We start from the raw sequence: 24,528 nt of genomic DNA, 5'->3' as shown, positions 1-24,528 counted from the left end.
CAGCTAACGTCCCCCTCCACCGAGTCCTACCGGAGGGGGACTTCGCATGCCCGTCACCGTCGTACGTTTCAACCTCGTCGCTCCCGGCGCCCCTCCCGCCGCCCTCTCCGCCCGCTACCGGGCCGCCCTGGAGATGGCCGCGTACGCGGACGAGCACGGGATCAGCACCGTGCAGACCGAGGAGCACCACGGCGCCGACGACAACTGGCTGCCCTCGCCGTTCGCCTTCGCGGGCGCGGTGTTCGGCGCGACCCGCCGGATCGCGGTGACGGTGTCGGCGATGATCGGCCCGCTGCACGATCCGCTGCGGCTGGCCGAGGAGATCGCCGTCCTGGACCTGCTGAGCGGCGGCCGGCTGGTGACCGTGGCCGGGATCGGGTACCGGCCGGAGGAGTACGACCTGTTCGGCGTGGACTGGGAGCGCCGGGGCCGGATCCAGGACGAGCTGCTTTCGACGCTGCTCGACGCCTGGACCGGCGAGGAGTTCACGTACCGGGGCCGCAGGGTGCGGCTCACCCCGCGGCCGTACACCGATCCGCATCCGCTGCTGCTGGTCGGCGGCTCCTCCAGGGCCGCCGCCCGCCGGGCCGCCCGGTTCGGCCTGCCCTTCTTCCCGAGCGCGCACCTGCCGGAGCTGGAGGCGTACTACAAGGAGAAACTGACCGAGTACGGCACCGAGGGCTGGACGATGATGCCGGCCGCCGAGACCCCGCTCCTCCACCTCGCCGACGACCCGGACCGGGCGTGGGCCGAGTACGGCGGGCACTTCCTGCACGAGGCCCGGACCTACGCCTCCTGGCAGTCGGGCCGGATCCGCTCGGCGGTGCGGTCGGCGGCCACGACCGTGGCGGAGCTGCGCGCGGAGGGCGTGTACCGGATCCTCACCCCGGAGCAGTGCGTGGCGCAGGGCCTGGACAGCCTGGTGCTGCATCCGCTGGCGGGCGGGATGCCGGTGGAGGAGGGCTGGCGCAGCCTCGGACTGTTCGCGGAACGGGTCCTTCCGGCACTGGCGGACCGCCGCGGGTCGTGACGCTGCCGCGGAGACGGTTTGGCAGGGCGGCGGTCCGGCGGTCCCGGCAGGGGCGGCAGTCCGGCGGCCCCGGCAGGGGCGGCAGTCCGGCGGTCCCGGCAGGAGCGGCGGTCCGGCGGTCCCGGCAGGGGCGGCAGTTCGGCGGTCCCGGCAGGGGCGGCAGTTCGGCAGCCCCGGCAGGGGCGGCAGTTCGGCAGCCCCGGCAGGGGCGGCAGTTCGGCAGCCCCGGCAGGGGCGGCAGTTCGGGCAAGGGCGACAGCCCGGCAGGGGCGACAGCCCGGGCAAAGGCAGCAGCCCGGCACAGGCGGCAGCCCGGCAAGGCGGGCACCCCGGCAAAGGCGGCATGATCTCGTCCGGCTGCCCTCGATAGGGGGCGGGGTGCGCGCACGGCTTGCGGAGGAGCGGCGGTTGTGGATACCGGCGGCTACCGGGCCACTGGGGAGGCCGGGGTGCCGGGGCTTCGGGACTGCCGGGAGGTCGGGGGTGCCGGGCTACTGGGCTGCCGGCGAGACCGGGGCTGCGAGGCTGCCAGGAGGTCGGGGGTGGCGGTCTACTGGGGCTGCCGGGGCAGCCGGGCTACTGGGGCTGCTGGGCCTGGCGGGTCTGCCGGCGGGAACGGGACGGCTGGGCACCAGGACGGCCGGGGGCCGGTGCGGGTCCTGGGCACCGGGGCGGCTGGGGCCAGGGTGGCTGGGCCGGGGCCAGGACACCTGCGCGGCCGGCGGCCACAGTGGCTGGGCCGGCGTCCAGGACCTCCGGGCGGCTGGGCCCGGATCCAAGCCACCCCGGCGGCAAGGGGGTTCAGCGGCTGGGCCCGGGACCAAGACACCCGAGCGGGCGGGGCCCACAGCGGCTGAGCCCGCGTCCAGGACACCGGCACGGCCGGGGGCCAGGGCGGGTCATGGGTGTGGGGCCGTACGACACCGCCGCCCCCGGTCCGGGCAGTGGCCGGGCCGGGGGCGGCGGACGGTTCGAGGGGAGGGGCAGCGGGGACTTGGCCCTTCCCCCCGAGTTCGGGGCGCCTCGTCACGAGGCTCAGCCCATCTCCTCCAGCGACTTGCCCTTCGTCTCCTTGACGAACCTCAGGACGAACGGGATGGAGAGCGCGGCGAAGACGGTGTAGATCACGTAGGTGCCGGAGAGGTTCCAGTCGGCCAGCGACGGGAAGCTCGCGGTGATGGCCCAGTTGGCGATCCACTGCGCGGCGGCGGCCACGCCCAGCGCGGCGGCCCGCAGCCGGTTCGGGAACATCTCGCCGAGCATGACCCAGACGACCACACCCCAGGACAGGGCGAAGAAGAGGACGAACACGTGGGCGGCGATCAGGGCGGTCCAGCCCTGGGCGCTCGGCAGCTTGCCGCCGACCAGGTCGTAGCTGAACGCCCAGGCCTCCAGGGCGAGGCCGACGGCCATGCCGACGGAACCGATGAGGGCCAGCGGCCTGCGGCCGACGCGGTCCACGAAGATCATCGCGATCACGGTGCCGACGATGTTGATGATCGACGTCGTGAAGGAGTAGAAGAAGGAGTCCGTCGGGTCGACACCGACCGACTGCCACAGCGTCGAGGAGTAGTAGAACGCGACGTTGATGCCGACGAACTGCTGGAAGACCGACAGACCGATACCGATCCAGACGATCGGCTTGAAGAAGAAGGAGCCGCCGAGCAGGTCCTTGAAGGAGGACTTGTGCTCGCTCTTCATCGCCAGCTCGATCTCGGCGACGCGGGCGTCCAGGTCGATCTCCGTGCCCTCGACCTCGGCGAGGATCTCGCGGGCGCGCTCACGCTTGCCGACGGAGAGCAGGAAGCGCGGGGACTCGGGGATCGCGAAGGACAGCAGGCCGTAGAGCACGGCCGGGACGACCATCACGCCCAGCATGACCTGCCAGGCCTCCAGGCCCATCAGCTTGCCGCGCTGGTCGCCGCCGGAGGCGTTGAGCAGGCCCCAGTTCACGAGCTGGGAGATGGCGATGCCGACGACGATCGCGGCCTGCTGGAAGGAGCCGAGCCGGCCGCGGTAGGCGGGCGGGGCGACCTCGGCGATGTACGCCGGGCCGATGACGGAGGCCATGCCGATGGCGAAACCACCGACGATGCGCCAGAGGGCGAGGTCCCACAGCGCGAAGGGCAGCGCGGAGCCGACGGCGCTGATGGTGAACAGGACCGCGGCGATCTGCATGCAGCGGATGCGGCCGATCCGGTCGGCGATGCGGCCGGCGGTGGCGGCGCCGATGGCACAGCCGATCAGTGCGATCGCGATGACCTGGGCGAGTGCGGCGGATCCGATGTCGTAGCGGTCACGGATGGCCTCGACGGCCCCGTTGATGACGGAACTGTCGTAGCCGAAGAGGAAGCCGCCCATCGCGGCAGCCGCTGCGATGAAGATGACGTGCCCGAGATGTTCGGGGTGAGCCGTCCTGGCTCCTGACTGAGGTGCCTGCGCTGTGCTGGTCACGTGTATCTCCTCGGGCCACGGCAACGCTGCCGTGTGGGGTGAGCCCTCTCAGGTGGCGACACCTGAAGGTAAAAGCAACGTTGCAGAGACTATGCCTTCAAGTTTCGAAGTCAATACTTCAACGGCTGTGAGTTTTTAGATATGCCAGCGCACTCTGTGTTCACTTTTTGAACACAGAGTGAGTCGATCTTGAGAACCGCTACCGCAGTCGCTGGGAGATGACCTTGGACACGCCGTCGCCCTGCATGGACACGCCGTAAAGCGCGTCGGCGACCTCCATCGTGCGCTTCTGATGCGTGATCACGATGAGCTGCGAGGCCTCCTGCAGCTCCTGCATGATCCGGATCAGCCGCTGGAGGTTGGTGTCGTCCAGCGCGGCCTCGACCTCGTCCATGACGTAGAAGGGGCTCGGCCGGGCCTTGAAGATCGACACCAGCAGCGCGACCGCCGTCAGCGAGCGCTCACCGCCCGAGAGCAGGGAGAGACGCTTGACCTTCTTGCCCGGCGGCCGTGCCTCGACGTCCACGCCCGTGGTGAGCATGTTGTCGGGGTCGGTCAGCACCAGACGGCCCTCACCGCCCGGGAACAGCCGGCTGAAGACACCCTCGAACTCCCGGGCCGTGTCCCGGTAGGCCTCGGTGAAGACCTGCTCGACGCGCTCGTCGACCTCCTTCACCACCTGGAGCAGGTCGGCGCGGGTCTTCTTCAGGTCCTCCAGCTGCTCGCTGAGGAACTTGTGCCGCTCCTCCAGCGCCGCGAACTCCTCCAACGCCAGGGGGTTGACCTTGCCCAGCTGCTGGTACGCCCGCTCGGCGGCCTTGAGCCGTTTCTCCTGCTCGGCGCGTGCGAAAGGGCGCGGCTGGTTGCGCGGGTGGTCCGGGTCCTCGGGCAGCCGCTCGCCGTCGGCGGGGGGCGAGGGCGGCACGGGCTGGTGCGGGCCGTACTCCGCCACCAGTCCCTCCGGTTCGACACCCAGCTCCTCCAGCGCCCTGGCCTCCAGCTGCTCGATGCGCAGCCGCTTCTCGGCACCGAGTACCTCGCCCCGGTGGACCGAATCCGTCAACTTGTCGAGCTCCGCCTTCAGTTCACGGCCCGCCGTACGGGCGGCGGCCAGTTCCTGCTCGCCCCGGGCCTTGGCGGCCTCGGCGGCGGACCGCTCCTGCTCCGCCCGCGCGAGGGACACCTCCACGTGCGCGAGCAGCTGCCGGGCACCGGAGGCGACGGCTTCAGCGACCGCCGCTTCGTGCCGCAGCCGGGCCCGGCGCTGCTCGGCACGCGCGCGTGCCTCGCGTTCGGCGCGGGCCGCCCGGTCGAGTGAGTCGGCGCGGCCGGCGAGCCCCTTGACCCGCTCCTCGTGCGTACGGACCTGGAGGCGGGCCTCCATCTCGGTCTGCCGGGCGTTGGCCCCGTCGGCCGCGAGCCGGTCCCGCACCGAGGTGTCCGGCTCCTCCTCCACCGGCATCTCCTCGGCCACGGCCAGCCGCTCGGCCAGCTCCTCGGCCTCCTGTACGGCCTTCTCCAGCGCCTCCTGCGCACGAGCCGCCGCCGCGGCCGACCGCTCGGCCTCCCCGGCGGCGCCGCGCGCCTGTCCGGCGAGCCGGCCGAGCTGCTGGGCCACGGACGACTTCTCGCGGTCGGCGGCCCGGCGGCGCTCTCCGAGTTCCTCCACGAGGGCGGCGGCCTGCTTGCGGTGCTCGGCCGCGGCCTGCTGGGCCTCGGCCAGTTCCGCGCAGCGCACCTCCAGGTCGGCCAGTTCGGCCGCGGCCTCGTCGACGGAGGCCTGCACCTCCAGCAGGCTGGGCGCGCCGGCCGAGCCGCCGTGCGCGAAGTGGGCGCCGAGGAGATCGCCCTCGGCGGTGACGGCGGTCAGCTCGGGGCGCGAGTAGACGACGGCCTCGGCGTCGTCCAGGGTCTCCACCACGACGATTCCGCGCAGGAGGCGGCGGACGGCGGGCATCAGCTCGGCGGGCCCGCGGACGAGACCGGCGGCGGGGAGAGGGGTGCCGGGGAGGGCGGCTGGTGCTGTGCCGGGCTGGGGGGTGCCGGTGCCGGGGAGGGGCGTGCCGGGGAGGCTTTCGGTGGCGGGGGCGGCGGCCGCGCGGGGCGCCGACCCGTCGTCGCCGGCCGCCGGTACGCCGTGGTGGAGCGCCCCGTCCCCCGCGCCCCCACGGGACGCCGGCCCACCATCGCCGACTGCCGGTACGTCGTGACCGAGCGCGCCGTCCCCCGTGCTCCTGTGGGGCGCCTCCTCCGGCGCTCCCGTAAGGATCAGGGCCGCCCTGCCCCCGTCCTGTTTGCGGAGCAGGGTGATCGCCTCGGCCGCCGCCGCGGGGGTCGTCACGGCGATGGCGTCTGCCGCCGCGCCGAACGCCGCCGCCAGGGGGATCTCGTAGCCCGGGGTGATCCTGAGCAGTTCCGCCGCGGGGCCCAGGACTCCGGTGAGGCGGTCGCGGGCGCCGAGCAGTATGCCGGTGCCGTCCTTACGGCGCAGACCCAGGGCCAGGGCCTCGTGGCGGGCCTGGGTCGCGGCGCGGCCGCGCTCGGCGGTGGTGAGTGCCTCGCGGGCCGCGCCCAGGGCCGCTTCCGCCTCGGTCAGCCGGCGCTTGGCCGCCTCGTGCCGCTCGGCCAGGTCCGCGTCGCCGGCGTCGAGGCCGTCGACCTCGGCCTGGAGGGCCTCGTACTCCTCCTGGGCACGGACCGCGCGTTCCTGTGCCTCGTCACGGGCCGTGGCCAGCCGGTCGATCTCGGCCTGTGCGGAGGCGGCGCGCGAGCGGGCCGCGTTGACCTGCCCGGACAGGCGGGCCAGGCCCTCGCGGCGGTCGGCGATGGCGCGGGCGACGTCCTTGAGCCGGCGCTCCTCGGCCGCCAGCTCGCGCTCCAGTTCGGCGCGGTGGGCGACCGTGTCGTCCAGTGCCCGCTGGGCCGCCTCCAGGGCCGCCTCCAGCTCGGCCTCCTGCTCCCGGACGCGGGCGGCCTCGCGCTCCAGCTCCTCCGGGTCCCGGCCGCGCCGCTCCTCCGGCGGGGCGGAGGTGGCGCTCTTGACCCGGGCGTCGGCCAGCGAGACGGTGCCGCGCACCCGCTCGGCCAGCTGGGACAGCTCGTACCAGCTCTGCTGGGCGCGCTGGAGGCGCGGGGCGAGCCGGCGGACCTCGTCCTCCAGCAGGGCCTCGCGGTGGAGGGCCTTCTTCAGCTCCTGTTCCGCGGTCTCCTTGCGTTCCTTCAGCGCGGCCTCGTCGGCGATCTCGGCCCGGAGGGCTTCCCGCAGGCGTACGAGGTCGTCGGCGAGGAGCCGCAGGCGGGCGTCACGGAGGTCGGCCTGGATGACGGCGGCCCGGCGGGCGACGGCGGCCTGCCGGCCGAGGGGCTTGAGCTGGCGCCGCAGCTCGTCGGTGAGGTCCTGCACGCGCGCGAGGTTGGCCCGCATCGCGTCCAGCTTGCGGAGCGCCTTCTCCTTGCGCTTGCGGTGCTTGAGGACGCCGGCCGCCTCCTCGATGAAGGCGCGGCGGCCCATGGGGTCGGCGTGCAGGACGGAGTCGAGCTGTCCCTGGCCGACGATGACGTGCATCTCGCGGCCGATGCCGGAGTCGGAGAGGAGCTCCTGGATGTCCAGCAGGCGGCAGGTGTCACCGTTGATCTGGTACTCGCTGCCGCCGTTGCGGAACATGATCCGCGTGATGGTGACCTCGGCGTACTCGATGGGCAGCGCGCCGTCGGAGTTGTCGATGGTCAGGGACACCTCGGCGCGGCCGAGCGGCGGGCGGCCGGTGGTGCCGGCGAAGATGACGTCCTCCATCTTGCCGCCGCGCAGCGACTTGGCGCCCTGTTCGCCCATGACCCAGCTGAGCGCGTCCACGACGTTGGACTTGCCCGAGCCGTTCGGGCCGACGACGCACGTGATGCCGGGTTCGAACCGGAGCGTGGTCGCGGAGGCGAACGACTTGAACCCGCGGAGGGTCAGGGCCTTGAGGTGCACGCCGCCGGACTCTACCCGGCGCCGCCATCTCACTCCATGAACCCTCGCAACCGCGCGGTTTCGTCATTGAACGGAGAGGGCACACCAGATGGTGAAGAGAGTGAAAGGATGTGCGGGGGAAAGAAGGAAGGGACGCCGAAGCGTCCCTTGCAAATCTGACGACTGGATCTCAGTCGTTCGATCAACTTGAGCGGTTGATACGGGCGGCCTGATCGCTGTGGCTGCTGTCGTGGAGCGTTGCAACGATCAGGTGAGCGCAGGCTCCGCCTGGTGTGCGTCGATGCTCTCCATGATCCTGTCCTGAGAGGCGGCAGCCGTCAGCGCGTCGTTCTCCGCCTGGATCCGTACGAGCTCGGACTCCAGGTCCTGAACACGCTGCTGCAGCCGTCGCATCTCGGCGAGGAGTCGAGGGTCGGAGCCGCCGACGTAACCGAGAAGCGCCTTTGCCATGATGGATGGTCCTCCACAATGAGTGACCGACCGATGCGGTGTGGGTCGTGAGGGATTCGCACCCGCGGTGCTTGGCACATCGGGGTGTTGCTCTGCTGTTGCTCCATGCCAAACAGCTAAGGTGCGCGGGGCTTTCAGCGTCTCACCAAAAAGTTTGACGGTCAACACGATCACGCCCTGTATTGGGGGGCGAACCGGGGTGCGCGGCCGGAAACTCGGCGGCGCTGGGACTCCTCCGGGCCCTCAGGGCGTGGCGACCAGCAGTACCTGCGGAGCCTGCCATGTCGCGCCCGTCTTGGCAACCACCAGGGCGTTTCCGCTTCCGCACATGCCCCCGGCAGCTTGCCCCGCGCCGGGACAAGGGGCTTCGGGGCTCGGGATCAGCGGATGGCGAAGCTGTCGTACCCGCCGCGCGGTGTGTCCCAGATCTCGGTGACGCCGTCCACGCGCCCGGGCGTGTCGCTGCCCTGGAGCCAGCCCAGCAGCCCCTCGCACCCCTCACGTGGCCCCTCCGCGACCACCTGCACCCGGCCGTCGGCCAAATTGAGAGCAAAACCACTCAGCCCGCCGATCTCCAGCGCCTTGGCCCGCGTGAACCAGCGGAAACCCACGCCCTGCACGTGTCCACGCACCCAGGCGATCAGTCGTACGTCCTCGCTCATGGGTGCAACCTAACCGGCCGGTGTCATGCGGGACACATCGTCCCCGATCGCCATGGGGTACCGTCCGGACCCAATGAATCCCATCTGAAACTCACTCGATCGAGTGAGTCGGGTTGACCGGACGGAGTCACTCACTCCGCGTCGCCCGCCGCGCGTCGCTCACCGGGAGTCGCCCCCCGCGCGGGTACCGGTCGGCCGCGAGCACGAGGAAGAGGGCAAGGACATGGGACGCCACCGACGCTCCGCCGCCGGCCGCGCCGCCACGGGCCGCGCCACGGGGGTCACGCACACGCAGCGCTCCGGCTCCGGCTCCGGCTCCGGCTCCGGCTCCGGCTCCGGCTCCGGGAGTGGGGACGCCCGGCACTCGTCCCGGGACGAACGCCGGATACCCATGGGCATAGCGCCCTATCTGAACCCCGAGGCCTACGCCGAGGCGACCGCCAAGGCGCAGGCCTATCTTTTCGCCACGGACGACACCGGCTCGGCCTTCCCGTCGCCGCCCGGCCCGGCGTCCCCGTCCGGCCCGGCGTCCTCCGCCGGCTCCGGTGCTTCCGCCCCGGCCGGCGGGCCGTCCCGTGAGCGTCGCCGGCGCGGCGGGGCCGGACGGCCGGTGCGTGCGGGTCTGCTCGGGGTGTCCGCGGCCGTAGCGCTCGGCACGGTCGCGGTGACCACGGGCGTGGTGCCGGGCCTGGACCACTACCGGTTCGGTGGCAGCACGCACACCGCCGGCGGGGACCGGGTGCAGTCCGCGGCCGCTCCCGGCAACACGGTCGGCGAGCAGGGCGGCACCTCGGGCAGCGTCGACGGCCCCGCCGCGACGCCCACCGCCGGAACCGCCGGCCGCGCCGGCTCCCCGAGTCCGTCGGCCTCCGCCTCCCCGTCGGCCTCTCCCCGTCCCCCGTCCCCCTCCGCTTCCCGCTCCCCCTCGGCCTCCCGCTCCCCCTCGGCTGCCGCCTCGAAGCCGGCGTCCCCGACCCGTACCACGCCGAAGACGCTTGCGAGGAAGCCGGCGCCGAGGACCACCCCCAGGGCCACCCCGGCGAAGCCTTCCGCGACTCCGAGGCCGAAGGGCACCCCGTCCCGCACGGCCACCAAGGCACCGGCGGCCACCAAGGCACCGGCGCCGGCCACCACGCCCGTGGCGGTGTCGCGCGAGGCCGCCGTCGAGGCCGAGGTGCTGAAACTCGTCAACGAGGAGCGGACGAAGGCCGGCGTCAGCCCGCTGGCGGCGAACTCCTCGCTCACGAAGCTGGCGGAGAAGTTCAGCGACGACATGGCCGCGCGGAACTTCTTCGACCACACCGACCCGGAGGGCAGGTCACCGTGGGACCGGGCCGCGGCGGCCGGTGTCACCGACCTGGGCGGCGAGAACATCGCCCGCGGCCAGGCCGACGCGGCGGCCGTGCTGCGGGCCTGGATGAGCAGCCCCGGCCACCGCGCCAACATCCTGAATCCCGGCTTCAAGACCCTCGGCGTCGGCGTCCACCTCGGCCCGGGCGGGCCTTGGTGGACGCAGGACTTCGGGTACTGAGACATCCGCGGGCAGTCCCCCGCGCGGAGATGCCTCACGGCCGGGAGTCACGGTTCCGGACGGCGCTGATGCCGGCACTGGCATCACCGGAATGCCCGGAGGCGTAGGCCTGCCGGCCGACCGGCGCCGTACGGGGGAATGGCCGCACGTCCCAGCGTGCCCTGCGCATGTCGGAGGACCGCCGTCGGCAGGCTGTACGTCGATCTGCAGGCTGTCGAATGGGATGAAAGGCCGGTCGAGTGAAGTTCACCAGACGCCTCGCCACGATCAGCGGCGCCGTGACGGCGATGCTGCTCCTCGGCGCGGGAGGCGCCCACGCCCAAGGCGACGGGGGCCTCCTGTCACTTCTGGGCGGTTCACCGCTGATCCAGGTCTGCTACCCCATGGGGCAGGTCGGACAGGGCAACGTCAACACCGGGTTTCAGGACGTCAGTTGCAGCTCGAACGCCCAGGTGACGCCCCCGGCTGACGGTGCGGGGGGTGTGACGGGTGCCCAGCGGGTGTCCGGCCCGACCGTGGTGATTCCCCCGGGCGGGTCCGGTGAGTCCACCGTCGTCTGCCCCGCCGGGAAGATCGCCACGGGGGGAGGCCCCGTCTCGTTCGGGCCGGGCTTTCGGACCGAGGAGTCCTTCCCCCTCTCCACGCCATCGGGACCTCCCGACTCCTGGGTCGCCGGCGGCACCAACGAAAGCTCGACAAGCGTTTCCATGCACGTCGAGGCGGTCTGCGTCAACGGTACTCAGTAAGGCTCGGTAAGTAAGCCCAACGCCGATCGGCCGCCGCCCGGGACGGCGGCCGACGGGCGGCTTCACGCGGCGGTGCGGCCGCGGCGGAAGGTCTTCGCCGTCTCGGCCACCCGGCGGCCCAGGTGCTCGGCGGTGGCCATGTCGGCCTTGTGGACACCCTCGGGGCCCTGGTCGTTGTTGCTCTGGGCGGCGGCGCCGGCGAAGAAGCCGAGGCGGTTGAGGTCGTTCTCGGAGGCGGTGCTGCTGTTCCAGCCGGGGAGCAGGCCGAGGTTGACCCAGTGCATGCCGTGCTGGGCGGCGAGCGTCTGGAAGAACTGCAGGGTGTGCAGCTTGTCGCCGCTCTTGGAGGCGGAGTTGGTGAAGCCGGCGGCCAGCTTGTTCTTCCAGTCCTGGCCGAACCAGCGCTTGGAGGAGGCCTCGGCGAAGGCGTGGAAGGCGCCGGAGGCGGTGCCCATGTAGGTGGGCGAGCCGAAGACGATCGCGTCGGAGCGGTCCAGCGTCTCCCACTGCTCGTCGGTGATCTCGTCCACCTTGATCAGGTGGACCTCGGCGCCCGCGTCCAGGGCACCGGCGCGGACGGCCTCGGCGAGGACGGCGGTGTGGCCGTAGCCGGAGTGGTAGGCGATGGAAACGACGGGCGTGGTCATGCGTACTCCTGGAAAGGGCAGCGGGAAGCGGCAGCTCGACTGGAGAGCAGCTCGAAAGCAGTTACCAAAGGAAAGCACTAACTTCTGGTTAGTGCAACCTGGCAGTGAGCGCTGTCCGGGCGTACCCTTGCGCCATGACCGCCACCGCCCAGGACCACGACGACCTCGCGTACAACGTCTTCGCCAAGGCCTGCCCGTCGCGCGGCACGCTGGAGCACGTCACGGGCCGCTGGGGCGGGCTGACGCTCGGCGCGCTGTACGAGGGCTCGCTGCGCTTCAACGAGCTGCGCCGCCGCGTGGACGGGGTGAGCGAGAAGATGCTGTCCCAGACGTTGCACGCGCTGGAGCGAGACGGCCTGGTGTTCCGCGAGGCCCAGCCGACGAACCCGCCCCGCGTGGACTACGAGCTGACGCCGCTGGGCCGGCAGGTCGCCGAGCGGCTGCTGGCGCTCATCCACTGTGTGGAGGGCGCGATGGACGACGTCCTCGCCGCCCGCGCGCGTTACGACGAGACGCGCGGCGCCCTCTGACACTTCGGGCAGAAGTAGCTGGACCGGTTCATCCAGGGGCGGCGGCGCATGGGGGTGCCGCAGCGCTTGCAGGGCAGGCCCTCGCGGCCGTACGCGTCCAGCGAGCGGTCGAAGTAGCCGGACTCGCCGTTGACGTTGACGTACAGGCTGTCGAAGCTGGTGCCGCCGACGGCCAGGGCGTCGTTCATCACGTCCCGGATGTGGCCGAGGAGTTCCGCCGTGACCGGGCGGGTGAAGTTGGCCGTCGGGCGCTCGTAGTGGACGCGGGTGCGCCACAAGGCCTCGTCCGCGTAGATGTTGCCGACCCCGCTGATCAGCGACTGGTCCAGCAGGGCCCGCTTGATGGTGGTGCGCTTGCGGCGCAGCGCACGGTGGAAGGCGTCGTCGTCGAAGAGCGGGTCCAGCGGGTCGCGCGCGATGTGCGCGATGACGTCGGGCAGGCCGCCAGGAGTGTTGTCGTGCAGCGACAGGCCGCCGAAGGTGCGCTGGTCCACGAAGCGGAGTTCGGTGCCGAGGCCGTCGGCGAACCGGACGCGGATGCGCAGGTGCCTCTCGTCCGGCGCGTCCTGCGGCTGGACCAGCAGTTGCCCGCTCATCCCGAGGTGGGCGAGGACGGACTGGTTGGTCTCCTCCAGCGGCAGCCACAGGTACTTGCCGCGCCGGCGGGGCGTGCCGATGTGGTGGCCCTTGAGCCGGTGCGCGAAGTCGTCGGGCCCGGCGACGTGCCGGCGCACGGCACGCGGGTGCAGCACCTCGGTCTCGGCGACGGTCCGGTGGGCGACCCAGCGCTCCAGGCCCCGCCGGACGACCTCGACCTCGGGCAACTCGGGCACGGTACTCCTTCGGGCGACTGCGGAGGACGGCTGCGGAAAGCTGAGGGCAGGGTATCCCGGAGCCCACTCGGCCGACCGGGGCCCACTTGGCCGACCGGGCCGACCGGGCCGACCGGGCCGACCGGGCCGACCGGGCCGACCGGGCCGACCGGGCCGACCGGGCCGACCGGGCCGACTACGACGGCGTACCCCCTGGGCCGGACGCGAGGGCGTGACCCCGTGGGCGGCCCGGGAACGGAGCGAGCGCCCGCCTCCGCCGGGGGCGGGACGGGCGCTCAGGTGGTGCTGTTTCCGGTCAGGCGGTGGCGGACGACGTGTCGCCGTCCTTGACGGCCTCGTCGGCCGTCTCCCTCACAGGCTCCTTGGCCACCTTGGCGCGCTCGTCCGCGGCCGCGCGGATGGAACGCCAGGCGGACTCGGCGGCCTGCTGCTCCGCCTCCTTCTTGCTGCGGCCGGTGCCGGTGCCGTACGAGACGCCTCCGACGCGGGCGGCAGCAGTGAAGGTCTTCTCGTGGTCGGGGCCGGTCTCCGTGACCAGGTACTCGGGCACGCCGAGCCCCTCGATCGCGGTCAGCTCCTGGAGGGACGTCTTCCAGTCCAGGCCGGCACCGAGGTTGGAGGACTTCTCGATCAGCGGGTCGAACAGGCGGTGTACCAGTTCGGAGGCCGCGTCGAGGCCCTGGTCGAGATAGACCGCGCCGATCACCGCTTCCAGGGTGTCGGCGAGGATGGATGCCTTGTCCCGGCCGCCCGTGCCCTCTTCACCACGGCCGAGCCGGATGAAGGCGCCCAGGTCCAGGCCACGGCTGACCTCCGCCAGCGCACGAGAGTTGACCACCGCGGCCCGCAGCTTGGCCAGCTGGCCTTCGGGCAGGTCGGGGTGGGTGCGGTACAGCGTGTCCGTGACGACGAGGCCGAGCACGGAGTCCCCCAGGAACTCCAGCCGCTCGTTCGTCGGCAGACCGCCGTTCTCGTACGCGTAGGAACGGTGGGTCAGCGCACGCACCAGAAGGGCGGACTCGACCTGGTAGCCGAGCCGCCCTTCCAGAAGCGTGTGGGACGAGGCCTGCGGACTACCCCCGCGCTGGCGGGGACCAGCTGCTTTCGCGTCTGTCATCGGGCCTCTCACCAGCCACTCAGACTTCGAGGACCTGGCGCTTGTTGTAGGTGCCGCACGACGGGCACGCGATGTGCTGCTGCTTGGGCTCGTGGCAGCGCTCGCACGCAACCAGGGTGGGGACCGCAGCCTTCCACTGCGACCGGCGGTGGCGCGTGTTGCTGCGCGACATCTTCCGCTTCGGAACAGCCACGGCTACTTCTCCTGCTTCTCGTCGACGCCCGCTTCGGCGCCGCTCATCTCGTCCTTCTCGCCGTCCGTCATCGAACCGGCGAGTCCCTGCAAAGCCGCCCAACGGATGTCGACGGCGTCATGGTGGTGGCCCGGGTCGTCCGCGAGCCGCGCTCCGCACTCGGAGCACAGGCCCGGGCAGTCTTCCTGGCACACCGGCTGCATCGGCAGTGCGAGCACCACCGCATCGCGCAGCAGAGGTTCGAGGTCGAAGAGTCCGTCCTCGAGGAAGAACCTGTCCTCGTCGTCCTCGGCGTCGTCGCCCGGTTCCGCGATCACGCGGCCCCGGTCGTCGGCGTCAGGGTACGAGAACAGTTCCTGGAAGTCCGCTTCGAGCTCCAGCCCGACCGGCTCCAGACACCTTACGCACTCCCCCTCGGCCTGTGCACGGGCGGTGCCTGTGACAAGCACCCCTTCCAAGACCGACTCCAGCCGGAGTTCGAGTTCGACCGGGGCGCCTTCCGGCACTCCGATGACCCCCTGGATGCCGAGATCGGCGGGAGCGTCGATCGTGCGGGTCAGGCGCTGAAGCGCGCCTGGACGCCGACCCAGCTCGTGCGTGTCGAACACGAGGGGGTTGCGGTGGTCGAGGCGGGCGTTGGAGGCCATTCCTGCTTTCGATCTGCGAACTCGGAGGGACGCCGCCCGTCGGTGTTCCGGGGCAGCGGTGATCGCGGACATACGCGCGACCGAAGAGCCAGGATACTGGACCTTTCGCTCTGCGCCCAATCCGGTGCGCCTACAGGCCCCGGCCCTGCTCGTACGCCCTCAGCTGCTCCGCGCTGATCATGCCGGTGTCGAAGAGGCTGGTCTCGTCCAGGGCGTAGCCCTGCTGCCCCTGGGACTCGGGCTGGTGCTGCTGCGGCTGGTGCTGGGGCTGCCGGGGGTCGTAGCCGCCCTGCTGGGCGTCGTAGCCCTGGTAGGCGTAGGGGTCGGCCTGCTGGTAGCCGTACGGGTCCTGCTGCGGCGCGTAGCCGGGCTGCTGCGGGAAGCCCGTGTAGGGGTCCTCCTGCTGGAGGGGGGCGCTTCCCGCCGGGACGTAGCCGGAGCCGGGCGAGTAGGCGGGCTGCGGTTCGTACGACGGCTGCGGCGGCTGCGGCTGCTCCTGGGGCTCGGGCTGCCGCCGGTCCGCGCGGTCGCCGTCCGCGAGGGCCGCGAGGTCGGCGAGGTAGTCGGCGTCGCTGGAGTGCTGGAAGGTCGTGGTGTCGTCGGCGAGGGCGCCGAGGTCGTCGGTGGCGATCCGGCCGTGCAGCTTCTGCCGGCCCCGGCCGACGGCCTCCAGGGTCTTGGCGAGGACCGCCTCGAAGGCGCCGAGCTTGGCGTCGACGTAGGCGTCGGCGTTGTGGCGCAGGGTCGCCGGGTCCTGGCTGCGCTCGGGGGCGTCCTCGTCCTCGTAGCCGTGCTCGTCCAGGCCGGGCCCGGTGCCGAGGAGCTTCTCGCGGCCCCGGCCGACCGAGCCGAGGGTCTTGGTGAGGACGACCTCGAAGTTGGCGAGCTTGGAGTCGACGTAGTCGTCGGCCTCGGCGCGGATCTCCTCGGCCTCCTGACGGGCCTCGGCGAGGATCCGGTCGGCCTCGGCCTGGGAGCGGCGGGCGATCTCGGTGTCGGAGATCAGCGAGCCGCGCTCGGCGTGGGCGTGCTCGATGATCCGCTCGGCCTCCAGCCGGGCCTGCTCGACCATCTGCTCACGGTCGCCGATCAGCTCCTGCGCCTGGGCGAGGGAGCCGGGCAGCGCCTGACGCACCTCTTCGAGCATCGCGAGCAGCTCGGCGCGGTTGACCACGCACGATGCCGACATGGGCATGGACCGGGCACCGGAGACCGTGGAGACGATCTCGTCGAGCTTCTTCTGCACGTCCACCTGTGCTCGCCACTCTCTACAGCCGGGTTGGAGACGGACGGGACGACTGTAGCCCCATCAGCCCTGGGCGAGGCGTTCGTTGAGCGCCTCCAGGACCTCGGCCGGCACCAGGTGGGAGACGTCGCCGCCCCAGGCCGCGACCTCCTTGACGAGGGAGGAGGAGAGGAAGCTGTAGGTGGGGTTGGTGGGCACGAACAGGGTTTCGACGCCGGTGAGGCCGTTGTTCATCTGGGCCATCTGGAGCTCGTAGTCGAAGTCGCTGACGGCGCGCAGGCCCTTGACGATGGCCGGGATGTCACGCTGCTTGCAGAAGTCGACGAGGAGGCCGTGGAACGCCTCCACGCGGACGTTGGCGTACTCGGCGGTGACCCGGCGGATCAGGTCGATCCGCTCCTCGATCTCGAACAGGCCCTTCTTGGCCTGGTTGATCATCACCGCGACGTAGACCTCGTCGTAGAGACGGGAGGCTCGGGCGATGATGTCGAGATGTCCGTTGGTGATCGGGTCGAACGACCCGGGACAGACGGCGCGGCGCACTTGTGATCCCTCGCTCTCCGGTCCGGTCATCGTGCGTCTTCGCACGTAGAGGCGGCGCGACCGTACCAAAACGTTCCCTCGCCGTAGCGACGGGACCGGATCGCCTCGAAGCCGTCCGGCCAGTGGAATTCGCCGCCTCTGGTGCTGCGCTCCACGGTGACGAGCGCTTGCTCAGCGAGCCAGCGTTCCGAGCGGAGTGTGAGCAGGATCTCCCGAAGATCGTCGTCCGAGACGGCGTACGGGGGATCGAGGAAGACCAGGTCGTACGGCTCTTCGGGGGCCGGCTGCCTGATGATCTGCTCCGCTTTGCCCGTTCTGACCTCGGCGCCGGGAAGGCCCAGGTTCTTCACGTTCTCGCGGACGGTCCGCGCGGCCCGGGCGTCCGCCTCGACCAGCAGGGTGTGGCTCGCGCCCCGGGACAGGGCCTCCAGACCCACGGCGCCCGAGCCGGCGTAGAGGTCCAGGACCCGTTCGCCGTCCAGCGGGCCCCCGAGGAGGGACTGCCAGGTGGAGAAGAGGCCCTCGCGCGCGCGGTCCGAGGTGGGGCGGGTGCCGGTGCCGGGGGGCACTGCCAGGCGCCGTCCGCCGGCCCGGCCGGCGATCACGCGGGTCATGTGGGGTCCTTCTCGCTGGGCGGCTGTACGGGTTCATTGTGGCCGGTCGCGCGCTTCTTCGCGCCGCCCCCGGGAGGGGGGCCGTCTCACCCCTTGTCCAGGTACTGCTCCCTCTCCTCGTCCAGGAGGGCGTCCAGGGCCGTCCGCAGGGCCGGCAGGCCGGTCAGCTCCGGGTCGGCCGCCACCACCGCCGCCGCTTCCTCCCTCGCCTCCGCGATGACCTCCTCGTCCTCGATGACCGCCAGGACCCGCAGGCTGGAGCGGGCACCGGACTGGGCCTGGCCGAGGACGTCGCCCTCGCGCCGCTGTTCGAGGTCGATGCGGGACAACTCGAAGCCGTCGAGCGTGGAGGCGACGGCGGCCAGGCGCTGACGGGCGGGGCTGGCCTCGGGCATCTCGGTGACCAGGAGGCACAGGCCGGGGGCGGAACCCCGGCCGACGCGGCCGCGCAGCTGGTGGAGCTGGGAGACGCCGAAGCGGTCGGCGTCCATGATGACCATGGCCGTGGCGTTGGGGACGTTGACGCCGACCTCGATGACGGTGGTGGCGACCAGGACGTCCGTCTCGCCGGCGGCGAAGCGGCGCATCACGGCGTCCTTGTCGTCGGGGTGCATCCGGCCGTGCAGCACCTCCACCCGGAGGCCCTTCAGGGGGCCCCGGGCGAGCTGGTCGGCGACGTCGAGGACGGCCAGCGGGGGGCGCTTCTCCCCCTCGTCCTCGCCGGACTTCTTCCTGCCCGCCTTCCTGGGGTCGTCCTCCTCGTCCCCGATGCGGGGGCAGACGACGTACGCCTGGTGGCCGGCCTCGACCTCCTCGCGGACGCGTTCCCAGGCGCGGGCCAGGAAGTGGGGTTTGTCGGCGGCCGGGACGACATGGCTGGCGATCGGGGAGCGGCCGGCCGGGAGCTGGTCGAGGACCGAGGTCTCCAGGTCGCCGAAGACGGTCATGGCGACCGTGCGCGGGATGGGGGTGGCCGTCATGACGAGGAGGTGCGGGGACCGCTTCTCCCCCTGGGAGTGCGCCTTGCCGCGCAGGGCGTCGCGCTGTTCCACACCGAAGCGGTGCTGTTCGTCCACCACGACCAGGCCCAGGTCGTGGAACCGGACCGTGTCCTCGATGAGGGCGTGGGTGCCGATGACGACGCCCGCCTCGCCGGTGGCCAGGTCGAGCAGGGCCCGGCGGCGGGCCGCCGCGCCCATGGAGCCGGTGAGCAGGACGACCTTCGTGGCGTGCTCGGCGCCGCCCAGCATGCCGTGTTCGGCCAGCTCGCCCATCATCTCGGTGATCGAGCGGTGGTGCTGCTGGGCCAGGACCTCGGTGGGCGCGAGCATGGCCGCCTGGCCGCCCGCGTCGACCACGGCGAGCATGGCGCGCAGGGCGACCATCGTCTTGCCGGATCCGACCTCGCCCTGGAGGAGGCGGTGCATGGGGTGCGCGGTGGCCAGGTCGGCGAAGATCTCCTGGGAGACCTTCTGCTGGCCCTCGGTGAGCGTGAAGGGGAGGCGGTCGTCGAAGGCGGCGAGGAGGCCGTCCGGCCGGGGGACGCGCGGGACGGCGGCGAGCTGGGTGTCGGCGTGCCGGCGGCGGGCCAGGGCGACCTGGAGGACGAAGGCCTCGTCCCACTTCAGGCGGGCGCGGGCGTCGGCGATGTCGGCCTTGGTGTGCGGGCGGTGGATCTTGAGCAGGGCCTCGGGGAGGGGGAGCAGGCCACGGCCCTCGCGAAGGGTCTCGGGCAGCGGGTCGAGGGCTTCCTGGACGCTCGGGAGGACCGTCTGCACCGCCTTGCCGATCTTCCAGGACTCTAGTTTGGCGGTGGCCGGGTACAGGGGGATCAGCGCACCGGCCCAGCTCTCGACCGCCTCCTCGCCCTCGCCCCGGAGCAGTTCGTAGGCCGGGTGGGCGAGTTGGAGGCGGCGGTTGAAGACGGAGACCTTGCCGGCGAACATCGCGCGGGTGCCCGGCAGCAGTTCCTTGTGGGGTTTGTGGACGCCGGCGCCGAAGAAGACGAGCTGGAGCCGGCCGCTGCCGTCGGTGATGGTGACCTCGAGGCGCTGGCCCTTGCCGCGCGGGGCCTTGGCCGAGGCGAAGGTGTGCAGGCGGGCGTCGGCGACCTGGGCGACCACCGTGACGTGCTCGTCCATCGGGAGGTCGGCGAGGTGGGTGAGCTGCCCGCGTTCCTCGTATCTGCGGGGGTAGTGGTGCAGCAGGTCGCCGACGGTGTGCAGGCCGAGGTGCTCGGCCATCACCTTCGCGGTGGCGGGGCCGAGCACCTTCTTGAGCGGTTCTTGCAGTGCGGGCACGAGATCCATTGCACACCACGGCACTGACAATGCCGTAGACCCCGCCCTGGAAGGTTCCGGGCCGGACGCCGTAAACATCAGGGAAACCCCTGGTCAGACGGGCTGTTCCGGGCCTAGGATGGCCCGCTCCGGCCATCCTTCGCGGTCACCGCCCCGCCGGGACCGCCCGACCCCGCGCCGCGCACTCCCCCCTCCGGCGCAGTGACGATGGACTCCTCCCAGACCTCTCAGGCATCCCAGGCACCCCGGTCACCCCACCCACCTCACAGTTTCCAGGTCGACCTGCGCGGTCTGGTGGACCTGCTCTCCCATCACCTCTACTCCAGTCCCCGGGTCTACCTGCGCGAGCTGCTGCAGAACGCCGTGGACGCCGTCACCGCACGGCGGGCCGCCGAACCGGACGCCCCGGCGCGGATCCGGCTGCACGCGGCGGACGGCGCGCTGCGGGTGGAGGACACCGGCATCGGGCTCACCGAACCGGACGTGCACAGCCTGCTGGCGACCATCGGCCGCAGCTCCAAGCGGGCCGAGGGCCTGCAGGAGGCCCGGGCGGACTTCCTCGGCCAGTTCGGCATCGGACTGCTGGCCTGCTTCGTGGTCGCCGAGCGGATCCGGGTGGTCAGCCGCAGCGCCCGTACGCCGAAGGCCCCTCCGGTGGAGTGGACGGCACGCGACGACGGCTCGTACACCGTGCGCACGCTCCCCGACGCCGAGCGGCCCGAGCCGGGGACGACCGTGTACCTGACGGCGCGGGCCGGTGCGGCCGAGTGGCTGGCGCCCGAGCGGGTCCGCGAGCTGGCCCGGGACTTCGGCTCGCTGCTGCCGTACGACGTCCGGGTCGGCGGCGAGCCGGTCACCGACCTGCCCGCGCCCTGGGACCGCGCCCACCCGAGTCCCGCCGGCCGGCGCGTGGCGCTGGCCCGGCACTGCCAGGAGCTGTTCGGTTTCGCCCCGCTGGACTCGATCGACCTGGACGTGCCGCTGGCCGGGGTCCGCGGGGTGGCGTACGTGCTGCCGTCGGCGGTCAGCCCGGCACAGCGGGCGACGCACCGGGTGCACCTGAAGGGCATGCTGCTCACCGAGCGGGCCGAACAGCTGCTGCCGGACTGGGCGTTCTTCGTCCGCTGCGTCCTGGACACCGACAGCCTGCGGCCCACCGCCTCGCGCGAGGCGCTGTACGAGGACGAGACCCTCGCCGCCGTACGGGACGCCCTCGGCGCAAGGATCCGGTCCTGGCTGACCGGGCTCGCGGCCGGCGACCCGGAGCGCCTGTCGGCCTTCCTCGCCGTGCACCACCTGGGCGTGAAGTCCCTGGCCCGGCACGACGCGGAGATGCTGCGCACGATGCTGCCGTGGCTGCCGTTCGAGACGACCGACGGGCAGCTGTCCCTGGAGGAGTTCGCGCGGCGGCACCCCGTGGTGCACTTCACGCGCACCGTCGAGGAGTACCGGCAGGTCGCGCCGATCGCCTCCGCGCAGGGCGTCGGCGTGGTCAACGGCGGCTACACCTACGACAGCGAGCTGGTCGAGGCACTGCCGCGCGTGCGGCCGGGCACGGTCGTGGCCGAACTGGACGCCGACACCGTGACCGCGCACCTGGACGCGGTCGACCCGGGCGAGGAGCTGGCCCTGGCCGGTTTCCTGGCCGCCGCGCGGGACCGCCTCGACCCGCTGGGCTGCGACGTCGTCCTGCGGGCCTTCCACCCGCTGTCCGTGCCCGCGCTGCACCTGGACGACCGGGCCGCCCGGCACGAGCAGGCCCGGGCGGAGGCCGAGGAGCAGGCCGACGACCTGTGGGCGGGCATCCTGGGCTCGCTGCGCGGCAGCGCCCCGCGCGCGCGTCTGGTGCTCAACCACCTCAATCCGCTGGTCCGGCGGATCGGCGCGCTCCGCGATCCGGAGCTGATCGGCACCGCGACCGAGTCGCTGTACGGGCAGGCCCTGCTGATGGCGCAGCGCCCGCTGCGCCCGGCCGACTCGGCGCTGCTCAACCGGGCGTTCATCGGGCTGCTCACATGGGCGACCCACGGGGAGGGGGACGGACGATGAGCGAGATCACCGACTTCGACGCGCTGCGCCGGGCGCTGGCGGAGAACGCCGAGGAACCGGAGGGGCCGGCCCGCAACGCGCGCGCGGAGCAGCTGCTCGCCGAGGCCGAGAAACTGAACGTCCCGCTGGCCGTGATCGAGGCGCTCGGGCACCAGCTGAAGGTCTACAACTACAGCTCCGAGAAGGACAGGATGTTCGTCCCGTTCGCGCGGCTGCTGCGCATGTGGGACGAACGGCCGGAGGACTTCGACGAGTACGAGACGCACTCGCTGCACTGGGTCTTCAAGTGGATGTCGGCGGGCATGCTGGACCAGCCGCACATCCCGCTCGCCTCGATCGAGAAGTGGCTCGGCGAGATGGAGCACCGCTACCGGCTCGCCGGCCACTCGGAACGGGCCGTGCGCAGCGCGGAGTTCACCGTGGCCGCACACATCGGGGACCTCGCGCGGGCGGAGCGGGCGTACGCCGCCTGGCTGGCCGCCGACCGGGACACGATGGCCGACTGCCACGCCTGCGAGCTGCACGGGCAGGGCGTCTGGCAGGTGCGGTGCGGGCGGGACGCGGAGGCGCTCCGGCTGTGGCGGCCGGTGCTGGAGGGCGAGTTCGCCTGCGCCCACGAACCGCACACGGTGCTCGCCTCCTCGCTGGCCCCGCTGCTGCGCCTCGGCCGCCTGGAGGAGGCACGGGCCCACCACCTGCGCGGTTTCCGGCTGGTGCGGCCGATGGAGAGCATGCGGGGCGCGTACGCCGACCACGTGGAGTTCTGCGCGCTGACCGGGAACGAGGCGCGCGGTCTGGAGCTGCTGGCCGAGCGGCCGGCGTACTTCACGGACACCGGGCATCCGCGCAGCCGGCTGGACTTCATGGCCGTGGTGGCGCTGCTCATGGACCGGCTGACCGAGCTGGGCCTCGGCGCGCAGCGGGTGCCGGGGCCGGCCGGGCGGACCTGGACCGCGCGGGAACTCGCCGCGCACGCGCGCGCGGAGGCGACGGACCTGGCCGAGCGGTTCGACCGCCGCAACGGCACGTCCGCCGTGGGCGACCGGATCCGGGCGCGGATGGCCCAGCGCCCGCTGGAGGAGCGGCTGCCGTTGGGCGTGCGTACGGTGCGCCCCGCGCCGGTGCCCGCACCACCGGCCGCGGCGGCGGCCCCGGCGGCGGACGTCCCGGGCGGACCCGACCTGCCCGCCCTGCTCGCGGAGGCGCGGCGGATGTCGGAGACCCTGCGGCCGCACGCCCTGCAGGCGTGGGCGGCGGTCGCGCGGGCCGCCGGGGACGGCGCCGGCCTGGAGCCGCGCGACCGCGCGGAGCTCGCCGACCACGAGGCGATGGCCCGCGGTCCCGAGGGCCTCCCCCTGTTCGAGCGCGCGGCGGCCCTGTACGCGGAGGCCGGCGACCCCGGCGAGGCGCTGGCCGCACGCGCGCGTGCGGCGTACATCCGCGCCCTGGCGGGCGAGGTGGACGCGGCCCTCGCCGCGGTCACGGAGCTGTACGACCAGGTGCTCGCGCTGTACGCCGACGAGGGCACCGGGGTGCGGCAGACGGCGTCGGTGGTGATGAGCCGGGCGCGGGTGCTGATGCGACGGGTGCACGAGGCCGCCGCGGGCGGCGGCTCCGACGCCGTGCGGGCCGTCGCCGAGGCCGAGGCGGCCGTGCGGGAGGTGCCCGCGCTCGTCGAGGGGTGCGGCGGGGACGACGTACGGCTGGCGGCGCGGGCCGCCGAGGCCCGGGCGATGCTCGCCGAACTGGCCGCGCTCACCGGGGACGCGGAGCGGGCGGCGGAGCTGTTCCGGCGCTCCGCCGACGCGTACGTGGCCGCCGGGCTGCCCTGGTTCGCGGTGGAGTACGAGGTGCAGGTCGCCGCCCTGGCCCACCAGGCCGGTGACCTGGCCGGGGCCGAGCACGCGCTGCGGGCGGCCCTGGAGCACGGCGGCCCGTACGTGGAACCGGTGGGGCGGGCCCAGCTGCACCTCCAGCTCGCGGAGGTGCTCGGCGGCCGGGACGCGCCCGGCGAGGCGGCCGAGCACGCGCTCCAGGCCGCGCACTGGGCCGACGAGGCCGGTGAGAGCGCCACGCTGGGCGCCTGGGCACGGCAGCAGCTGGGCGGCTTCCTGCTGCGCCGGGGCCGGTACGCGGAGGCCGCCGAGGTGCTGGAGTCCGCACTGGCCGACCTGAGCGCCGAGGCGCACGGGGACGGGGTGGTCGTGCAGGCGCACTGGTGGCTCGGGGACTGCCTGGGCGAGCTGGGCGAGCACCGGGCCGCCGCCGAGGAGCGGCTCAAGGCGGCCGACCTGGCCCGGCACTGGCCCGAGCAGCAGGACCACGCCACGCTCGCCCACCTCGCCGCCGAGTCGCTGGGCAACGCGGGGCTGGCGACGGAGGCGGAGCGGGCCTACGCGCGCGCGGGCGAGCTGTGGCGGGCGCTCGGCAACGCCCCGTTCCTGGTCCGCTCGCTGCGCGCGCGGGCCTGGCTGGCGCTGGGCCGGGAGTCCGGTGCGGCGGACGCCCGGGCGCTGATGGCGGAGGCGGTACGGGAGTGCGAGACGGCGCTGGCGGCGGCCGAGGGGGCGGACCGGGAGGAGCTGGCCGCGGAACTCGGCGGCACCCACCGGCAGTGCGCGGAGCTGCTGGCCCGCTCGGCGTCCGAGGAGGCCGAGGACACGGCGATCCGGGCCGCGTTCGAGGCGGCGCTGGAGCAGATGAACCGGGCCGTGGCGGTGTTCGCCGGGCTCGGCACGGCGGGGCTGCACAGCCGTACCGGCGCCGAACTGGGCGCGGGCTGGCTGGAGGCCGACCTGGGCCGTCCGGCGGGGGCGGCGGCACGCGCGCGTGCGGTGCTCGCGGCCTACGCGGGAGCGGACGACGGCGACGAGACCGTGCTGGCCCGCCGGGAGGAGGCCGCGCAGATGCTGGAGGCCGCGCGGGAAGGGGAGGCTGCCGAGCGGGGCTGAGCGGCGGGGGCG

General features: G+C 73.0%; 20 protein-coding genes. 7 read left to right on the top strand and 13 right to left on the bottom strand.

The genetic code is table 11. The annotated features are described in order from the left end of the window. The first annotated feature begins 46 nt into the window (after positions 1-46). Complete coding sequence (locus ACZ7N4_RS20040) at positions 47-1,030, top strand: LLM class flavin-dependent oxidoreductase (RefSeq protein ID WP_471359652.1); 984 nt, start codon at positions 47-49, stop codon at positions 1,028-1,030. 1,035 nt (positions 1,031-2,065) lie between these two features. On the opposite strand, the gene ACZ7N4_RS20035 is transcribed toward ACZ7N4_RS20040, so the two are convergent. The 4 genes from ACZ7N4_RS20035 to ACZ7N4_RS20020 all read right to left on the bottom strand — a co-directional run bounded on the left by ACZ7N4_RS20035 (position 2,066) and on the right by ACZ7N4_RS20020 (position 8,569). Further along, positions 2,066-3,484, bottom strand: coding sequence for a sugar porter family MFS transporter (locus tag ACZ7N4_RS20035; RefSeq protein WP_471359651.1), 1,419 nt, complete (start codon positions 3,482-3,484; stop codon positions 2,066-2,068). A gap of 199 nt (positions 3,485-3,683) precedes the next feature. After that, the gene (locus ACZ7N4_RS20030) at positions 3,684-7,457 is read right to left on the bottom strand and encodes an AAA family ATPase (RefSeq protein WP_471359650.1); all 3,774 of its coding nucleotides are present in this window, start codon (positions 7,455-7,457) and stop codon (positions 3,684-3,686) included. Positions 7,458-7,703: 246 nt separating this feature from the next. Continuing rightward, the gene (locus ACZ7N4_RS20025) at positions 7,704-7,907 is read right to left on the bottom strand and encodes a hypothetical protein (RefSeq protein WP_023546484.1); all 204 of its coding nucleotides are present in this window, start codon (positions 7,905-7,907) and stop codon (positions 7,704-7,706) included. A gap of 380 nt (positions 7,908-8,287) precedes the next feature. Next, positions 8,288-8,569, bottom strand: coding sequence for an acylphosphatase (locus ACZ7N4_RS20020; protein WP_471359649.1), 282 nt, complete (start codon positions 8,567-8,569; stop codon positions 8,288-8,290). Between the two features lie 223 nt (positions 8,570-8,792). Between ACZ7N4_RS20020 and ACZ7N4_RS20015 the strand changes: the two genes are divergently transcribed. Next, positions 8,793-10,100: a CAP domain-containing protein gene (locus ACZ7N4_RS20015; RefSeq protein ID WP_471359648.1), complete on the top strand. Its 1,308-nt coding sequence runs from the start codon at positions 8,793-8,795 to the stop codon at positions 10,098-10,100. Between the two features lie 278 nt (positions 10,101-10,378). Further along, positions 10,379-10,846: a hypothetical protein gene (locus ACZ7N4_RS20010; protein WP_471359647.1), complete on the top strand. Its 468-nt coding sequence runs from the start codon at positions 10,379-10,381 to the stop codon at positions 10,844-10,846. A gap of 62 nt (positions 10,847-10,908) precedes the next feature. Here ACZ7N4_RS20010 and ACZ7N4_RS20005 read toward each other — a convergent pair whose 3' ends face one another. After that, positions 10,909-11,493, bottom strand: a complete 585-nt coding sequence (locus ACZ7N4_RS20005; protein ID WP_471359646.1) for a flavodoxin family protein — start codon at positions 11,491-11,493, stop codon at positions 10,909-10,911. A 134-nt stretch (positions 11,494-11,627) separates the two neighbouring features. Here ACZ7N4_RS20005 and ACZ7N4_RS20000 point away from each other — a divergent pair, with 134 nt between their 5' ends. After that, positions 11,628-12,023 carry a winged helix-turn-helix transcriptional regulator gene (locus tag ACZ7N4_RS20000; protein WP_471359645.1) on the top strand — a complete coding sequence of 132 codons (396 nt, stop codon included), beginning with the start codon at positions 11,628-11,630 and terminating at the stop codon, positions 12,021-12,023. Here ACZ7N4_RS20000 and mutM read toward each other — a convergent pair. Beyond that, positions 11,996-12,856 carry a bifunctional DNA-formamidopyrimidine glycosylase/DNA-(apurinic or apyrimidinic site) lyase gene (mutM, locus tag ACZ7N4_RS19995; protein ID WP_471359644.1) on the bottom strand — a complete coding sequence of 287 codons (861 nt, stop codon included), beginning with the start codon at positions 12,854-12,856 and terminating at the stop codon, positions 11,996-11,998. The genes ACZ7N4_RS20000 and mutM overlap by 28 nt on opposite strands. A gap of 86 nt (positions 12,857-12,942) precedes the next feature. Between mutM and ACZ7N4_RS19990 the strand changes: the two genes are divergently transcribed. Further along, positions 12,943-13,071 (top strand): hypothetical protein, encoded by a 129-nt coding sequence (locus tag ACZ7N4_RS19990; protein WP_471359643.1) that lies wholly within the window; start codon positions 12,943-12,945, stop codon positions 13,069-13,071. 80 nt (positions 13,072-13,151) lie between these two features. On the opposite strand, the gene rnc is transcribed toward ACZ7N4_RS19990, so the two are convergent. The 7 genes from rnc to recG all read right to left on the bottom strand — a co-directional run bounded on the left by rnc (position 13,152) and on the right by recG (position 19,525). Then, a complete protein-coding gene (gene rnc, locus ACZ7N4_RS19985; RefSeq protein ID WP_471359642.1) occupies positions 13,152-13,973 on the bottom strand; it encodes a ribonuclease III in 822 nt (273 codons plus the stop codon). Between the two features lie 19 nt (positions 13,974-13,992). After that, positions 13,993-14,166, bottom strand: coding sequence for a 50S ribosomal protein L32 (rpmF, locus tag ACZ7N4_RS19980; protein WP_003951102.1), 174 nt, complete (start codon positions 14,164-14,166; stop codon positions 13,993-13,995). Positions 14,167-14,168: 2 nt separating this feature from the next. Then, on the bottom strand, positions 14,169-14,813 hold the full coding sequence (locus ACZ7N4_RS19975; RefSeq protein WP_471359641.1) for a YceD family protein: 645 nt from the start codon (positions 14,811-14,813) through the stop codon (positions 14,169-14,171). A gap of 130 nt (positions 14,814-14,943) precedes the next feature. Beyond that, positions 14,944-16,065: an ATP synthase F0 subunit B gene (locus tag ACZ7N4_RS19970; protein WP_471359640.1), complete on the bottom strand. Its 1,122-nt coding sequence runs from the start codon at positions 16,063-16,065 to the stop codon at positions 14,944-14,946. 57 nt (positions 16,066-16,122) lie between these two features. Continuing rightward, complete coding sequence (gene coaD, locus ACZ7N4_RS19965) at positions 16,123-16,602, bottom strand: pantetheine-phosphate adenylyltransferase (protein ID WP_471359738.1); 480 nt, start codon at positions 16,600-16,602, stop codon at positions 16,123-16,125. A gap of 26 nt (positions 16,603-16,628) precedes the next feature. Continuing rightward, positions 16,629-17,216 (bottom strand): 16S rRNA (guanine(966)-N(2))-methyltransferase RsmD, encoded by a 588-nt coding sequence (gene rsmD, locus ACZ7N4_RS19960; RefSeq protein ID WP_471359639.1) that lies wholly within the window; start codon positions 17,214-17,216, stop codon positions 16,629-16,631. Between the two features lie 86 nt (positions 17,217-17,302). Next, positions 17,303-19,525 (bottom strand): ATP-dependent DNA helicase RecG, encoded by a 2,223-nt coding sequence (gene recG, locus ACZ7N4_RS19955; protein WP_471359638.1) that lies wholly within the window; start codon positions 19,523-19,525, stop codon positions 17,303-17,305. 198 nt (positions 19,526-19,723) lie between these two features. On the opposite strand from recG, the gene ACZ7N4_RS19950 reads away from it, so the two are divergent. Together ACZ7N4_RS19950 and ACZ7N4_RS19945 are read left to right on the top strand one after the other, a co-directional pair. Next, positions 19,724-21,565: an HSP90 family protein gene (locus ACZ7N4_RS19950; RefSeq protein ID WP_471359637.1), complete on the top strand. Its 1,842-nt coding sequence runs from the start codon at positions 19,724-19,726 to the stop codon at positions 21,563-21,565. Further along, entirely contained in the window at positions 21,562-24,516 is a 2,955-nt protein-coding gene (locus tag ACZ7N4_RS19945) for a tetratricopeptide repeat protein (protein WP_471359636.1), read from the top strand. Before ACZ7N4_RS19950 ends, ACZ7N4_RS19945 begins: the two co-directional genes overlap by 4 nt. Positions 24,517-24,528 lie beyond the last annotated feature (12 nt).

The organism is Streptomyces sp. NPDC107654 (genome assembly GCF_055639035.1).
Note: the sequence above shows the minus strand (reverse complement) of the source record. Positions and strands in the feature narration are given on the sequence as shown.

Bases quoted from the DNA above. Each gene is read 5' to 3' on its own strand.
- ACZ7N4_RS20040 (WP_471359652.1), top strand. From the start codon at position 47: ATGCCCGTCACCGTCGTACGTTTCAACCTCGTCGCTCCCGGCGCCCCT.
- ACZ7N4_RS20025 (WP_023546484.1), bottom strand. From the start codon at position 7,907: ATGGCAAAGGCGCTTCTCGGTTACGTCGGCGGCTCCGACCCTCGACTC.
- ACZ7N4_RS20020 (WP_471359649.1), bottom strand. From the start codon at position 8,569: ATGAGCGAGGACGTACGACTGATCGCCTGGGTGCGTGGACACGTGCAG.
- ACZ7N4_RS20015 (WP_471359648.1), top strand. From the start codon at position 8,793: ATGGGACGCCACCGACGCTCCGCCGCCGGCCGCGCCGCCACGGGCCGC.
- ACZ7N4_RS20005 (WP_471359646.1), bottom strand. From the start codon at position 11,493: ATGACCACGCCCGTCGTTTCCATCGCCTACCACTCCGGCTACGGCCAC.
- ACZ7N4_RS20000 (WP_471359645.1), top strand. From the start codon at position 11,628: ATGACCGCCACCGCCCAGGACCACGACGACCTCGCGTACAACGTCTTC.
- rnc (WP_471359642.1), bottom strand. From the start codon at position 13,973: ATGACAGACGCGAAAGCAGCTGGTCCCCGCCAGCGCGGGGGTAGTCCG.
- ACZ7N4_RS19975 (WP_471359641.1), bottom strand. From the start codon at position 14,813: ATGGCCTCCAACGCCCGCCTCGACCACCGCAACCCCCTCGTGTTCGAC.
- rsmD (WP_471359639.1), bottom strand. From the start codon at position 17,216: ATGACCCGCGTGATCGCCGGCCGGGCCGGCGGACGGCGCCTGGCAGTG.
- recG (WP_471359638.1), bottom strand. From the start codon at position 19,525: ATGGATCTCGTGCCCGCACTGCAAGAACCGCTCAAGAAGGTGCTCGGC.
- ACZ7N4_RS19950 (WP_471359637.1), top strand. From the start codon at position 19,724: ATGGACTCCTCCCAGACCTCTCAGGCATCCCAGGCACCCCGGTCACCC.
- ACZ7N4_RS19945 (WP_471359636.1), top strand. From the start codon at position 21,562: ATGAGCGAGATCACCGACTTCGACGCGCTGCGCCGGGCGCTGGCGGAG.